The organism is Burkholderiales bacterium (assembly GCA_023511995.1).
Taxonomy (GTDB): domain Bacteria; phylum Pseudomonadota; class Gammaproteobacteria; order Burkholderiales; family Thiobacteraceae; genus Thiobacter.
In genome coordinates, this window is the sequence record JAIMAL010000006.1 from 19,210 (window position 1) to 33,304 (window position 14,095).

Annotated in this window: 12 protein-coding genes and 1 tRNA gene; 11 read left to right on the plus strand and 2 right to left on the minus strand. The window is 65.1% G+C overall.

Going from position 1 to position 14,095, the window contains the following annotated elements; all coding sequences use genetic code 11:
- The first annotated feature begins 3 nt into the window (after positions 1–3).
- The 9 genes from K6T56_04365 (at position 4) to K6T56_04405 (ending at position 9,056) form a co-directional block, all read left to right on the plus strand.
- Positions 4–1,401: an MBL fold metallo-hydrolase gene (locus K6T56_04365; GenBank protein ID MCL6555582.1), complete on the plus strand. Its 1,398-nt coding sequence runs from the start codon at positions 4–6 to the stop codon at positions 1,399–1,401.
- Positions 1,401–2,063, plus strand: a complete 663-nt coding sequence (locus tag K6T56_04370; GenBank protein ID MCL6555583.1) for an SOS response-associated peptidase — start codon at positions 1,401–1,403, stop codon at positions 2,061–2,063. The genes K6T56_04365 and K6T56_04370 overlap by 1 nt, the downstream gene beginning before the upstream one ends.
- Positions 2,064–2,090: 27 nt before the next feature.
- Entirely contained in the window at positions 2,091–2,798 is a 708-nt protein-coding gene (locus K6T56_04375; GenBank protein ID MCL6555584.1) for a hypothetical protein, read from the plus strand.
- Between the two features lie 4 nt (positions 2,799–2,802).
- The gene (locus K6T56_04380; GenBank protein MCL6555585.1) at positions 2,803–3,645 is read left to right on the plus strand and encodes an SDR family oxidoreductase; all 843 of its coding nucleotides are present in this window, start codon (positions 2,803–2,805) and stop codon (positions 3,643–3,645) included.
- Positions 3,642–4,676 (plus strand): lytic murein transglycosylase B, encoded by a 1,035-nt coding sequence (mltB, locus tag K6T56_04385; protein ID MCL6555586.1) that lies wholly within the window; start codon positions 3,642–3,644, stop codon positions 4,674–4,676. Before K6T56_04380 ends, mltB begins: the two co-directional genes overlap by 4 nt.
- Positions 4,673–5,623: an HPP family protein gene (locus K6T56_04390; protein ID MCL6555587.1), complete on the plus strand. Its 951-nt coding sequence runs from the start codon at positions 4,673–4,675 to the stop codon at positions 5,621–5,623. The genes mltB and K6T56_04390 overlap by 4 nt, the downstream gene beginning before the upstream one ends.
- Positions 5,595–6,095 (plus strand): tRNA adenosine(34) deaminase TadA, encoded by a 501-nt coding sequence (gene tadA / locus K6T56_04395; protein ID MCL6555588.1) that lies wholly within the window; start codon positions 5,595–5,597, stop codon positions 6,093–6,095. The genes K6T56_04390 and tadA overlap by 29 nt, the downstream gene beginning before the upstream one ends.
- Complete coding sequence (locus K6T56_04400; protein ID MCL6555589.1) at positions 6,085–6,564, plus strand: L,D-transpeptidase; 480 nt, start codon at positions 6,085–6,087, stop codon at positions 6,562–6,564. Before tadA ends, K6T56_04400 begins: the two co-directional genes overlap by 11 nt.
- A gap of 68 nt (positions 6,565–6,632) precedes the next feature.
- Positions 6,633–9,056, plus strand: coding sequence for an HDOD domain-containing protein (locus K6T56_04405; GenBank protein ID MCL6555590.1), 2,424 nt, complete (start codon positions 6,633–6,635; stop codon positions 9,054–9,056).
- Positions 9,057–9,221: 165 nt separating this feature from the next.
- Here K6T56_04405 and K6T56_04410 read toward each other — a convergent pair.
- A tRNA-Asn gene (locus tag K6T56_04410) sits at positions 9,222–9,296 on the minus strand.
- 82 nt (positions 9,297–9,378) lie between these two features.
- Here K6T56_04410 and K6T56_04415 point away from each other — a divergent pair.
- Positions 9,379–10,686 carry an AsmA-like C-terminal region-containing protein gene (locus K6T56_04415; GenBank protein ID MCL6555591.1) on the plus strand — a complete coding sequence of 436 codons (1,308 nt, stop codon included), beginning with the start codon at positions 9,379–9,381 and terminating at the stop codon, positions 10,684–10,686.
- Between the two features lie 30 nt (positions 10,687–10,716).
- Here K6T56_04415 and K6T56_04420 read toward each other — a convergent pair whose 3' ends face one another.
- Complete coding sequence (locus tag K6T56_04420) at positions 10,717–11,913, minus strand: pyridoxal phosphate-dependent aminotransferase (protein MCL6555592.1); 1,197 nt, start codon at positions 11,911–11,913, stop codon at positions 10,717–10,719.
- A 111-nt stretch (positions 11,914–12,024) separates the two neighbouring features.
- Here K6T56_04420 and uvrB point away from each other — a divergent pair, with 111 nt between their 5' ends.
- Positions 12,025–14,091, plus strand: a complete 2,067-nt coding sequence (uvrB, locus tag K6T56_04425) for an excinuclease ABC subunit UvrB (GenBank protein ID MCL6555593.1) — start codon at positions 12,025–12,027, stop codon at positions 14,089–14,091.
- Positions 14,092–14,095 lie beyond the last annotated feature (4 nt).

Here is a 14,095-nt window from a genome sequence, read left to right on the forward strand (position 1 = left end):
AACATGCACATCGAATTCCACGGCGCAGCGCGGGAGGTGACAGGGTCCTGCTTCCTTTTCCAGGTGGGGCGGTACCGCTTCCTGGTGGACTGCGGTCTCATCCAGGGCTCCCCGGAACATGAACGGAAAAACCGCGAGCCGCTGCCTTTCTCCCCCCGCAGCATCGATGCGGTGGTGCTCACCCATGCCCATCTGGACCACGCGGGCCGGCTGCCCGTGCTCATCAAAGAAGGGTTCCGCGGCTTCATCTACACCCACCGCGCCACCGCCGCCCTTTGCCGGGTGATGCTGGAGGATGCGGCCTACCTCAACGAAAAGGAGGCGGAGCGCCACAACCGCTTTCTTGCCGGGCGTGGCAAGCCGCGTCTCGAACCCCTCTTCGACCGGGACGACGTCTATACCACCGAACGCCATTTCCACCCCCTCGAATATGGTCAACCCCTGGAAATCCTGCCCGGCGTCACCCTCGCCCTGCATGATGCGGGGCATATCCTCGGCTCCGCCATCGTGGAGCTTACGCTTCGGGAAAATGGGCTCACTCGTCGCGTGGTGGTGAGTGGGGATCTGGGACATCGCGGTGCGCCCATCCTGCCCGATCCCACCTTGCTGCCGGAGGCGGATTTCGTGGTGATGGAAACCACCTACGGGGACCGCTGCCACCGGCCGTGGGAAGCCACCTGGGCCGAAATGGGGGAGATCATCGGCAGCGCGCACGCGGACAAGGGCAACATCCTGGTGCCGGCCTTTGCCGTCGGCCGCACCCAGGAACTCCTCTATGTGTTGGCACGCCACTACGAGGCGTGGAACCTCCGCCACTGGCATGTGTTCCTGGACAGCCCCATGGCCATCGAAGCGACCGCCCTCTACCGCCAATACCGGGGGATGTACGACAAGGCCGCCCGCGAAGTGGCAAGCCGCGAAGGCGATCCCTTCAACCTGCCCAATCTGCGCCTGACACGCACTGCCGAGGAATCCATGCGCATCAACGACATCCGCGCCGGCGCCCTCATCATCGCCGGCAGCGGGATGTGCACCGGCGGCCGCATCGTCCACCATCTCAAGCGCAATCTGCCTTTTCCCCAGGCCCATGTGCTGATCGTGGGTTTCCAGGCGCAGGGCACACCGGGCCGGGCGTTGGTGGACGGGGCCAAACAGCTCCATCTTTTCGGCGAGGACGTGCCGGTGCGGGCGCGGGTGCACACCGTGGGCGGCTTGTCCGCCCACGCCGATCAGGCGGGACTGGCTGCCTGGTATGGCCATTTCCGCAGCCGCCCGCCGGTGGCCCTGGTGCACGGCGAGCCCACCGCCATGGACGCCTTCGCCCGGCATCTGGAAACGCAGTTCGGCGCACGTGTTCACCGACCCCTGCCAGGCCAGCGTCTTTCCCTGGATTCCCTCTGATGTGTGGCCGCTATACGCTCACCACGCCCGATCTTTCGCCCATCGGGGAAGTGCTGGGGGTGACCCTGCCGCCGGTTGGCGTTTCCTACAACATCGCACCGGGGAGGCTCGTGCCCATCATCCGCGCCGGTGGTCCCGCGGGTTATGAACTTACGCAGGTGAAATGGGGGCTCGTGCCCCACTGGGCGAAGGAACCCAGAAGCGACTACAGCACCATCAACGCCCGCGCGGAAACGGTGGCCGTCAAGCCTGCGTTTCGCGATGCCTTCCGCCACCGGCGCTGCCTCGTTCCGGCGGATGGCTTCTACGAGTGGCAGAAACGGGGCACAGCCAAACAACCCTGGTACATTCACCGGCGCGATGGGCGCCCCTTCGCCTTCGCCGGGCTATGGGAGTGCTGGGGGGAGGGTGAAAAACGGCTCCAGACCTGCACCATCATCGTCACCGAGGCCAACCCGTTGTTGCGGGAAATTCACGAGCGCATGCCGGTCATCCTCAACCCGGCGGACTACCGCCGCTGGCTCGATCCCGCGGCGCAGCCGAGCCAGCTTGGCGCGCTGCTCGTCCCCTATGCCGGTGGCGACCTGGTGGCGCAGCCGGTGAGCACCCGGGTGAACGATCCCCATCATGATGGTCCGGAACTGATCGAACCCCTCCGCTGACGGATTCGCGCTACACTGCGCATTGCCATGGGAGCCTTGTGTCGCGCCTGCTTCTGCGCTGCGTTTCTCCTGGCGGGCTGTGCCGCGCCGGTGCCCCCCACGCCTGGTGCCGCACCCGCCGGTTTCAGCGTCGGACAGCTTGCCAAGACCGACATCGACACCGTGGCCGAGCTGCACGTGGGGGAGGCACTCCACCACCTGCGGGTGCTGGCGGAGAAACTCTACCGCCGCAATCCGCGGGAATGGCGCAAGGGCAATCATGCCAGTGTGGAGGAGGCGGTGGCGCGCCTGTTCGAAGGGGACTTCCAGCGGCAGATGCCGGAGCTTGAGGGCAGACGGGGGACGGAGGCGGTGCATCTCGCCTTTCGTGACGACTTCGGCGGCGACCGGGTGGCCGCCTTCATCTGGGGGCTTGCCACCATGACCCTTGCCGCCTACAACGACCGCACCGAATTCTATGCCCTGGACGAGCTTGATCCGCAGAAGCTCTACAATGCCGCCCGCAATTACGAAATCGCCGCCTGGAAGCTCGCCCATGCCCGCAACAGCCGCGGCGAACCCTACCTGCTTTCCAATGAAATCACCGCCACCGAGCGCAATCTCTCCTTCGAGCGGGAGTTCGGCAAACTCATCGGCCAGACCGACATGATGGCGAAAATCGTTGCCGGCCGTACCCAGCGGACGATCGTGCGGGTGATCCAGAATCTGGCCACGGCGGTCTTCCTCCCCATCTGATGCCATGGACAGAAGCATCCTCATCACCGGCTGTTCCAGCGGGATCGGCCTGTGCCTGGCGCGGGGCCTTGCGCGCCGGGGCTGGCGGGTATTCGCCACCGCGCGCAAGTCAGAAGACGTGGCCCGGCTGGCGCAAGAGGGGCTGGAGGCGTTCCAGCTCGATTTGGCGGATTCCGCCTCCATCACAAAGGCGGTGGAGGCGGTGCTTGCGCGCACAAACGGCAGTCTCACCGCCCTGTGCAACAATGGCGCCTACGGGCAGCCGGGCGCGGTAGAGGATTTGCGCCGTGAGGTGCTGCGGGAGCAGTTCGAAACCAATTTCTTCGGTACCGTGGAACTCACCAACCGCATCATCCCCGTCATGCGCCGCCAGGGCCATGGCCGTATCCTCCAGGTGAGCTCCCTGCTGGGCTATGTGGCGCTACCTTACCGGGGCGCCTACACCGCCTCCAAATATGCTTTGGAAGGCATCAGCGACACCCTGCGCCTGGAGCTTGCCGGCAGCGGCATCGATGTCGTGCTCATCGAACCCGGTCCCATCGAAAGCCGTTTCCGCGCCAACGCCTTCGCCGCCTATCAGCGCCACATCGACAAGGCGAAAAGTGTCCACCGGGAACGCTACGAGGCCATGGAACGCCGGCTCACCCGACCGGGCCCCGCCGCCCCCTTCACGCTGCCGCCGGAGGCGGTGCTTGCCGCCGTGCTGCGGGCATTGCAGGCGCGGCGGCCGAAAACGCGCTACCGCGTCACCTTTCCCGCGGCTTTGTTCTGGTATGCGCGCCGCCTGCTGCCGGATCGCTGGCTGGACGCGTTGCTTGAGGGCGTGGGCAGACGGGAGAGCCAATGAGGCGGGTGCTCGGGCTGCTCCTCTTGTCCTTTAGCCTCGTGGCCGATGGGCGAGGCGGGGTGGAGGCGGGCGAGCCCTTCGCGGCACGTCCCCAGTACGCGCCCTTCATCCAGTCCCTGGCCGCGGAAACGTCCCTTGCCCCGGAAGACCTGGACCGCCTCTTCCGCCAGGTGATCCTCCGGCCCCAGATCGTGCGCGCCATTTCGCTGCCTGCCGAGGCCAAACCCTGGGACCAGTACCGTCCCCTTTTCGTCAACGAACGCCGCATCAGTGGCGGGCTGGCGTTCTGGGATGCCCATGCCGAAGCGCTCACGCGGGCCCGGCAGACCTATGGCGTGCCGGAAGCGGTGATCGTTGCCATCATCGGCGTCGAAACCCATTATGGCCGTCATACCGGCGGCTACCGGGTGTTGGATGCCCTCACCACCCTGGCGGTGGACTATCCCCCCCGCGCGGATTATTTCCGGCGCGAGCTGGTGGAGTTCCTGCTGCTTGCCCGGGAGCAGGGTCTCGACACCCTGGCGGTGAAGGGTTCCTATGCGGGGGCGATGGGCATCGGCCAGTTCATGCCCAGCAGTTGCCGCAAATACGGGGTGGATTTCGATGGTGACGGCCATGCCGATCTTTGGCGCAATCCCATCGATGCCATCGGCGCCGTCGCCCACTACCTGCACGCCTTCGGCTGGCAGCCGGGCGCACCCGTCGCCTACCCGGTGGAAGTGGCGGGGGAGGCGACCCGCGAGCTCGCCAACACGGGGTGGAGCGCGCGCCGCCCGTTAAGCGAATGGCGGGCGCGGGGCGTGAGCCTTAAGGAGAGCCTACCGGAGACGCTGGAAGCCATGCTCATCCGGCTGGATACGACGCAGGGGCCGGAATTCTGGCTTGCCTTCCAGAACTATTACGTCATCACCCGTTACAATCGCAGTTTCCAGTATGCGCTTGCCGTGCACCAACTGGCGCAGGCGCTCGCCACCGCCCGCGCCACCGCGTGCAGTGTCTGCCGCCTGGATGCCACCGTTTCACCGCAATGAATAATGACGATTCCCTGAAAGACCGCCTTGCCACCTGGCTCGGGATCAGTCCGGGGCAGGCGAGCCACCGGGAAAAACTCCTTTCCGGCCTGGGGGCCTTCCTCGGTATCGCCGGGACGTATTTGCTGACTCGTTTCTTTCTGGGGCAGGAGGCGGCGGTGATCCTCACCACTTCCATGGGCTCATCCGCCGTGCTCCTCTTCGCCGTGCCCCATGGTCCGCTGTCGCAACCCTGGGCCCTGGTGGCAAGCCATTTCATCGCCGCCGTCATCGGTGTCTTCTGCGCCCGCCACGTGGGCTCCGTGGTTCTGGCCGCCGGTCTTGCCGTGGGTCTGTCGGTGACGGCCATGTATTACCTGCGCTGCATCCATCCGCCCGGGGGCGCCACGGCCCTGGCCGCTGTCATTGGCGGGCCGCCCGTCAGTGCCCTGGGCTACCACTTCGTGCTCACGCCGGTCATGCTCAATGTGCTGTGGCTGTTTGCCATTGCCCTGCTGTTCAACTATCCCTTTGCCTGGCGCCGCTATCCTGCCGCCTTGGTCCCGCGGCCCGCTACGAAGGAAATGGAGGAGATGGCCTATCGTCCCATCGAACATGAGGATTTTGTCTATGCCCTGAGCCAGTTGGATACCGTGGTGGACGTGAGTGAAGAGGACCTGCTGCGCATCTATGCCCTGGCCACGGGGCGGGCGGCAGCGCGACACCTGGCGCCTGGCGACATCCGGGTCGGCCACGCCTACAGCAATGGCGCTGTGGGGGACGACTGGGAGGTACGCGAGGTGGTGGATGCCAGCCACACCGGTGATCCGGCGCGGGATCAGGTCATCTACAAGGTCGTCGCGGGAAGCCGGGCGCGCGACAGTGGCGTGATGCCCCGCAAGGAATTTGCGCAATGGGCGAAGTACGAGGTGGTGCCTCATGGAAAAGGCTGGCGGCGGGCCGATTGAGCCCCAGGACGAGATTTTCATGCGCGAGGCCATTGATGAGGCCCTGCGTGCCTACGAGGCGGGCGAGGTGCCGGTGGGGGCCATCGTCGTCTGCGAGGGAAGAATCGTGGGCAGAGGCTTCAATCGCCCCATCTCCACCCATGATCCCACCGCCCATGCCGAGATCGTCGCCCTGCGCGAGGCGGCAGCAAGGCTTAACAACTACCGGCTTATGGGCTGCGCCCTTTACGTGACCCTGGAGCCCTGTGCCATGTGCGCCGGGGCCATTCTGCATGCGCGTATTGCGCGCCTTGTCTACGGCGCGCGCGATCCCAAGACCGGTGCCCAGGGCAGCGTGATCGATCTCTTCGCCGAGCGTCGCCTCAATCACCACACCCGGGTGACCGAAGGCGTGCTCGCCGAGCGCTGTGGCGAGCTGCTGTCCCGTTTCTTCGCCGAGCGGCGCCGAAAGGCGGTGGCCGATGAGGATTAGGGTTCACCTGCCGACCCAGACCCTGGAACTCCTCGACGATGCCGGACGGGTGGTGGCCCATTATGAGGTCTCCACCGCGGCCAATGGCCCGGGGGAGGAGCGGGGTAGTTTCTGTACACCGCGGGGCCGGCACATCATCCGTGCCAAGATCGGCGCCGGGGCGCCGGAAAACACCGTCTTCGTCCGCCGCCGCCCCACCGGCGAAATCTACACGCCGGAACTTGCGGCGCGCCATCCCGGCCGCGATTGGATTTTGACCCGCATCCTCTGGCTGTCCGGTTGTGAACCCGGGTTCAACCGCTTGGGCGAGGTGGACACCATGCGCCGCTACATCTACATCCACGGTAGCCCGGACGAGGTGCCCATGGGGGTACCCGGCTCCCGTGGCTGCATCCGCATGCGGAACCGCGACATCATCGAGCTCTTCGATCGGGTGGCCGTGGGCACGCCGGTGGACATTCTCGCCTGAAAGGGCGCCCTCAAGCCGCGGGCGCCGCCGCCGATAAAGGGGGGAAAACGCGAGCGACCACCACTCCCATGGGCCTGTCATCCTCCGCTGTCTTCACCCCACCCCAAGCCATCGGGCGGTTCAAGCCCATCCGCCTTCTGGGGCGCGGCAGCCAAAGCGAGGTGTGGCTTGCCCACGATCCCCATCTCGACCGCCAGGTGGCCATCAAGACCGTCTCCTTTGCCGGGGCTGACCGCATCACTCGCACCGAAAGCCTGCTCAAGGAGGCGCGCCTCGCGAGTCGCTTAAGCCACCCCCACATCATCCCCCTCTATGATGCAGGAGAGCACGCCGGCCAGCCCTATCTCGTCTTCGAATACGTGGAGGGCCGCACCCTGGCGCAGGTGCTCCGTGAGGAGGGTCCGCTGCCCGCGGCACGCGCTGCGGAAATCACCCTTCAGGTGCTAGATGCCATCGCCTCCGCCCATGCCCAGGGAATCGTCCACCGGGACCTCAAACCCTCCAACATTCTGCTGGATGCCCAGGGCCTGGCGCGGGTGATGGATTTTGGCATCGCCAGCCCCATTGCCGGTGCGGGCGCGCCGGAGGGCGGCCTCCTGGGCACGCCCGCCTACATGGCGCCCGAATACTTGGCGGGCGGCGTATGGGATGTCCGTTCCGATCTCTATGCGGTGGGCCTGATCCTCTACGAAATGCTCACCGGAGAGCCGGCCATCCGGGGTGTTGACCTCAACGAAATTCTCAAGCAGGCCGCCGCCGGGATCAGCCGTGTGCCGTCGGCGGTGAAACCCGGCATCGATGAGCGCCTCGATGACATCGTGGGCAAGGCCCTTGCCCGGGAACCGGCGGCGCGTTTTGCCGATGCGCTGCAGATGCGCCAGGCGCTGGAAGCCTATCTGCAGCCGGCCCCGACAGCGGCACTGGCCGGCGGGGCGCGGCAAAGCACTCTGGAATTCCTCCTGCGCCGCATGCGCTTGAAGAGCGATTTCCCCGCGCTTTCGGAGGCGATCTCCACCATCAACCGCATCGCCGCCTCCGACACCGACAGCGTCTCCCAGCTTTCCAATGCCATCCTGAAAGACTTCGGCCTCACCAACAAACTGCTCAAGCTGGTCAACTCGGTGTCCTTCTACAACTACGGCGGCGGCAACATCAGCACCGTTTCCCGGGTCGTGGTCATTCTGGGTTTCAGCGCGGTGCGCAATCTCGCCATGAGTCTGGTGCTCTTCGAGAACCTGCAGAACAAGACCCAGGCGGCGCAGCTCAAGGAGGAATTCGTGCGCGTGCTGTTTTCCGGCATGGTGGCGCGGGAAATGGCGGGCAAGGCCGGGGTGCGCGATGGCGAGGAAGCCTTCATCTGTGCCATGTTCCATCATCTGGGACGCATGCTCTGCCTTTTTTATTTTCCGGAGGAGGCCGAGGCCATCCGCAGCCGCATGACGAGCCAGAAGCTCGACGAGGACAGCGCCGCCATTGAGGTGCTGGGTCTTTCCTTCGAAGAACTGGGCATGGGCATTGCCAGAACTTGGGGCCTGCCGGAAACCATCATCCGCGCCATGCACAAACTGCCGGCGGGCCGCGTACACAAGGCGGCCAACCCGACGGAGCGGCTGCGGGTGCTGGCGGCTTTCGCCAACGAGCTTGCGGCCGTCATCGCCGAGGGCAGGCCGGAGACGCGGGGGGCGGAGATCGAACGACTCTCCCAACGTTTCGGCGACAGCATCAGCCTCAATGCCCGCCACCTGGCGGAAGTGGTGACGCGTTCCCTCAAGGAGGTGACGCAGTTTTCCGGAGCCGTCAATGGCAACTTCGGCAACAGTGCCTTCGCCCGGGATGCCCGCCAATGGCTGGGGCAACCCAATCCGACGACGCCGCAGGAGGAGGCCACCGCTGAACTCGCCGACACCGTGCTCAATGTTCAGGCCGGCGATGTGGTGCATCCTGCGCATCCGGAGGGCAGGGGACCGACACCGGAAGAATCCCAGCGAGCATTGCTGGCGGGCCTGCAGGAGATCAGCAATTCCCTCGTCAATGAGGCGCTCAGCCTCAACGACATCCTGCGCATGATCCTGGAGACCATGTATAGCGGCATGGGCTTTCACCGCGTGCTGTTCTGTGTGCGGGAAGGGCGGGAGAACGTGATGCAGGGCAAGTTCGGTTTCGGTGAGGGCGTACAGGCGCTCGCCCGCAGCTTCCGCTTCCCCATCGCCTCAATGCCGGACGTCTTCCACGTCGCCCTGGAGAAAAACGTGGACATCCTGATCACCGACATCGACGATCCGAAAATTGCGGCGCGCATTCCCACCTGGTACCGGCAGGCGGTAAGCGCCAAGACCTTCGTCATCTTCCCGGTGGTGGTGAAGGGGAAACCGGTGGGCCTGATCTACGCTGACAAACCCCGCGCCGGCGACATCGTGATCCCCGAACAACTGCTGGGCACCCTCAAGGCGCTGCGCAACCAAGCCGTGCTGGCCATCCGGCAGACCCTGTGAAAGGCATATCATCCGAGACCTTGCCCGAGGTTTCCCAGGCGCCCCCTTTTTACGGATTTCCTGGGCATCGTGGGCGGGATTCTCTCCAAGGGCAACGGCACGGCGGAGGTGTGCAAAAACATGAAAGCCCCGCAACCAGGCGCGGTCTGGGCGAGGCTTCGAATCTGGCTCCGGCGGTTGGGATCGAACCAACGACCAACGGATTAACAGTCCGCTGCTCTACCGCTGAGCTACGCCGGAAGGGAAAAGGCCCGCGCAAGAAGCCGCGTATAATAGCCAGTTCACCCGTTGCGGTCAACACGCGAAGCGTTTCCCTGCCGCCATGAGAGCCATCAAAGTCCTTGCCGTCGTCCTCCTGGCATTGCTCCTGATTGCCTTCGCGTTGCCCCTTGTCCTTCCGCTGAAGAGCTATATCCCCACCCTGGAAAAACTCGCCGGCGAAGGACTGGGCGAGCCGGTGACGATCGGCGCGCTGAAGGTGCGGCTGCTGCCGGTGCCGGTGGCGGCGGTGGAGGATATCCGCATCGGCACTGCCCAGGAGGTTCATATTGGCAGCGTGCGCGTCTATCCCGATCCGTGGACGCTTACGGCACCGGTGAAGGTGTTGCGGCGGGTGGAAGTGGACGGGGTGGTGGTGGACCGCGCGCTCCTAAGCCGGTTAAGCCGCTTTGCCCGGCAAAAGGCAACGCCACCGCAGGTTGCCTTGCGCCGGCTGGAGATCAGCAATGCCAGACTCGTGATGGGTGACTGGCAATGGGGCCCTTTGCGCCTTGCTGCGGACTTCGATGCGAGAGGTCCCAACCGTGTGGAGGCGGGGCAGGCCGACCAAAGCCTGACCATCGTGCTCACCCCACAAGGGGAGCACTACGACCTGACGCTTGCCGGACACAACTGGACTCTGCCGGCAAAACCCGCCCTGCGTTTCGACGATCTGCGCGGCACAGGGCGACTTGAGGGTGACAGGCTCGAACTTGCGCTAGATGGCAGACTCTACGGCGGGGATCTCCGTTTGAACGGCAATGTGGCCTGGCAGGAGGGCGTGCGGATAAAGGGGGAGGCGAAGGTGGCGGAGGTGGAAATCGGCCCCCTTGTGCGCCTGGTGAGTCCCTCGACGGGGCTAAGCGGGCTAATCTATGGCAGCGGCCGCTTCGCGCTGGCTTCAGCCGATGCCGGGCACCTTGCCGACAGCCTGCGCGCCAGCTTCCGCTTCGAGGTGAAGCGCGGCGTGCTCTCCGGCTTCGATCTAGCCGGCGCCGTGCGCGCCCTCGCTGGCCAGGGTACCCGCGGCGGTCAGACGAGCTTCAACGAGTTCACGGGCCTTCTCAACATCACCGGTCGCCACATTGCCCTGCGCGAGCTGCGCATCGCCTCTGGCCTTCTGCAGGCGAACGGGGAACTCGACATCCTGCCCAGCCGCAAGCTTTCCGGTCGCGCCAAAGTGGAGATGAAGGGAACGGCCAGTCTGGTGAGCGTACCCCTGGAAGTGGGCGGGACCCTTGATGATCCCGTGCTCTTCCCCAACCGCGCGGCCCTGGCTGGTGCGGCCGTGGGCACCGGTTTGCTGGGCCCGGGTCTTGGCACGACGGTGGGCGCCAAGGCCGGCGAGGCACTGGACAAACTCCTGCGCTAGGGGCCTGCCCGCTGCCCCCCGCGCAGGCGCTCAGTGGGCGAGCGCCCTGCCGATGCGTGTCAACGCCTGCTCGAGGTTTTGTAGCGAGGTGGCGAAGGAAAGACGGAGGTAGCCCTCGAGACCGAAGGCCGAACCCGGCACCACCGCCACCCCGGCCTTTTCCAACAGATAGCTGCTGAGGGCGATGTCGGTGGGTTCGGCAATGACCCCCCTGTCGTGCAGGTTGCGGATCGCCTGGCGAAAATCGGGGAAGGCATAGAAGGCGCCGCCGGAAGGCAGGCATTTCACACCGGGCATCCGATTGAGGGCCTCCACCACGAAGCGGTGGCGCTCGCGGAAGGCCTCGACCATGGGTCGGATGCAGGCCTGGTCGCCATTTAGCGCCGCTTCCGCCGCCACCTGGGAGATGGAGGTGGGGTTGGAAGTGCTCTGGGACTGGACGTTGGTCATCGCGGTGATGACGGGTTCCGGTCCTGCCGCATAACCGATGCGCCAGCCGGTCATGGCATAGGCCTTGGACACGCCGTTGAGCACCAGGGTGCGGTCGTAAAGCTCGGGGCAGGCGTTGAGGATGTTGACGAAGGGCGCATCGGTGAGGCGGATGTGCTCGTACATGTCATCGGTGGCGATGATCACGCGCGGGTGCGCCTTCAGCACTTCCCCCAAAGCCTTCAGTTCATCGAGCCCGTACACAGCGCCGCTGGGGTTGCTGGGACTGTTGATCACCACGAGTCTCGTGCGGGGGGTGAGTGCCGCCTCCAGTTGGGCGGGGGTGATCTTGAACCCCTGTTCGATGCCCGCCTCGACGAACACGGGCTTGCCGTCGGCGAGGAGCACGATGTCCGGATAGGACACCCAATAGGGCGCAGGAATCACCACCTCGTCGCCCGGATTGATGAGCGCCTGCACCAGGTTGTAAAAGCTCTGCTTGCCACCACATGAAACGAGAATCTGCCGGGGGCCGTATTCCAGGCCGTTATCCCGGCGGAATTTATTGATGATGGCTTGTTTGAGCGAGGGCGTGCCGTCCACCGCGGTGTATTTGGTGAAACCCCTGTGGATGGCCTCGATGGCGGCGGCCTTGATGTGTTCCGGCGTGTCGAAGTCGGGTTCACCGGCACCCAGACCGATGATGTCGCGGCCGCTGGCTTTGAGGCTCGCCGCGAGCGCCGTCACGGCGAGGGTGGGGGAGGGCTTGATCGCCTGTACACGTCTTGCGAGTTCCACCTTCTGCTTTCCTGTGCTCTGCAGGGGCATCTACCGAACCCTTGCCCGCGGGGCGGAGGGGCGCCCGTGCTAGAATTCTCACGCGTTGCAAAATCAGCGATTCTACCCTTGATCGTCACTTTCCCCAATAGCCCGTTCAAGCTTAACCAGACATTCCCGCCGGCGGGGGATCAGCCCGCGGCCATCGAGCAACTGGTGGAGGGCGTGCGCGACGGTCTTGCCTTCCAGACCCTGCTCGGGGTGACGGGGTCAGGCAAGACCTACACCATGGCCAACGTGATCGCCCGTCTGGGGCGACCGGCCATCGTCATGGCGCCCAACAAAACCCTCGCCGCTCAGCTCTATTCCGAGTTTCGCGAGTTCTTCCCGGAAAACGCGGTGGAGTATTTCGTCTCCTACTACGACTACTACCAGCCCGAGGCCTACGTCCCGGCGCGGGATCTCTATATCGAGAAGGATTCCTCCATCAACGAGCACATCGAACAGATGCGCCTGTCGGCGACGAAGGCGCTGCTGGAGCGGCGGGACACGGTGATCGTGGCCACGGTATCGGCCATCTACGGGATCGGCGACCCGGTGGACTACCACGCCATGATCCTGCATCTGCGCCAGGGGGAGAAACTCTCCCAGCGGGATGCCATCCGCCGTCTCACCGAGATGCAGTATGAGCGCAACGAAACGGAATTCCGCCGCGGCGTCTATCGGGTGCGGGGTGATGTGCTGGACATCTTCCCCGCCGAGCATGCGGAACTGGCAGTGCGGCTGTCCCTGTTCGATGACGAGATCGAGAGCATTTCGCTGTTCGATCCCCTGACCGGCCACATCGTGCAGAAGGTGCCGCGCTTCACCGTCTATCCTTCCAGCCACTACGTGACGCCCCGCGCCACCACCCTACGCGCCATCGAAGCCATCAAGGCAGAGCTTGCCGAACGCATCGCCTGGTTTCAGAGCCAGGGCAAACTCGTGGAGGCCCAGCGCATCGCCGAACGGACCCGTTTCGATCTGGAAATGCTGAACGAGCTGGGTTTCTGCAAGGGCATCGAGAACTACTCGCGCCATCTCTCCGGCCGCCAGCCGGGTGAGCCGCCGCCCACGCTCATCGATTATCTGCCGCGGGATGCCATCATGTTCATCGACGAGTCCCACGTGACCATTCCCCAGCTCGGCGGCATGTACCGGGGTGACCGCGCGCGCAAGGAGAACCTGGTGGAGTACGGCTTCCGCCTGCCCTCCGCCCTCGACAACCGGCCCCTGCGCTTCGATGAGTTCGAAAAACTCATGCCGCAAACCATCTTCGTCTCCGCCACGCCGGCCGAATACGAGGCAAGGCATGCCGCGCAGGTGGTGGAGCAGGTGGTGCGCCCCACCGGACTGGTGGATCCGGAGGTGGAGGTGCGACCCGCCTCCACCCAGGTGGACGATCTGCTGTCGGAGGTGAAGGCCAGGGCCGCGGCCAACGAGCGCGTGTTGGTCACCACCCTCACCAAGCGCATGGCCGAGGACCTCACAGATTACCTCGCCGACCACGGCGTGCGCGTCCGTTATCTGCACTCGGACATCGACACCGTGGAAAGGGTGGAGATCATCCGCGACCTGCGACTGGGCGAGTTCGACGTGCTGGTGGGCATCAATCTGCTGCGCGAGGGGCTGGACATCCCGGAAGTCTCCCTGGTTGCCATTCTGGATGCGGACAAGGAAGGCTTTCTGCGCTCGGAGCGCTCCCTCATCCAGACCATTGGCCGCGCCGCGCGTCACATCCACGGCAAGGCCATCCTCTACGCCGACACCATCACCGACTCCATGCGTCGGGCGATCGATGAAACCGAACGGCGGCGGGCCAAACAGATCGCCTACAACAAGGCCCACGGCATTACCCCGCGCGGCGTGGTGAAGCGGATCAAGGACATCATCGAGGGGGTGTACGACTACGAGGAGGCGCAGGAAAGGCTCCTTGCCGCCGAAGCCGCCGCCGGCTACGCCCATCTCAGCGAGAAAGAGCTCACCCGCGAAATCAAACGCCTGGAAAAGGAAATGCTGGAGGCGGCGCGCAATCTGGAATTCGAGAAGGCGGCGGAGCTGCGGGACCGCCTCAAGCTGCTCAAGGAACATCTGTTCGGCGTGTTGGAGCACGACCCCATCGATGCGCCCCCCGCCCGCCGTGTTGCCGGGAAATCCTGAAACC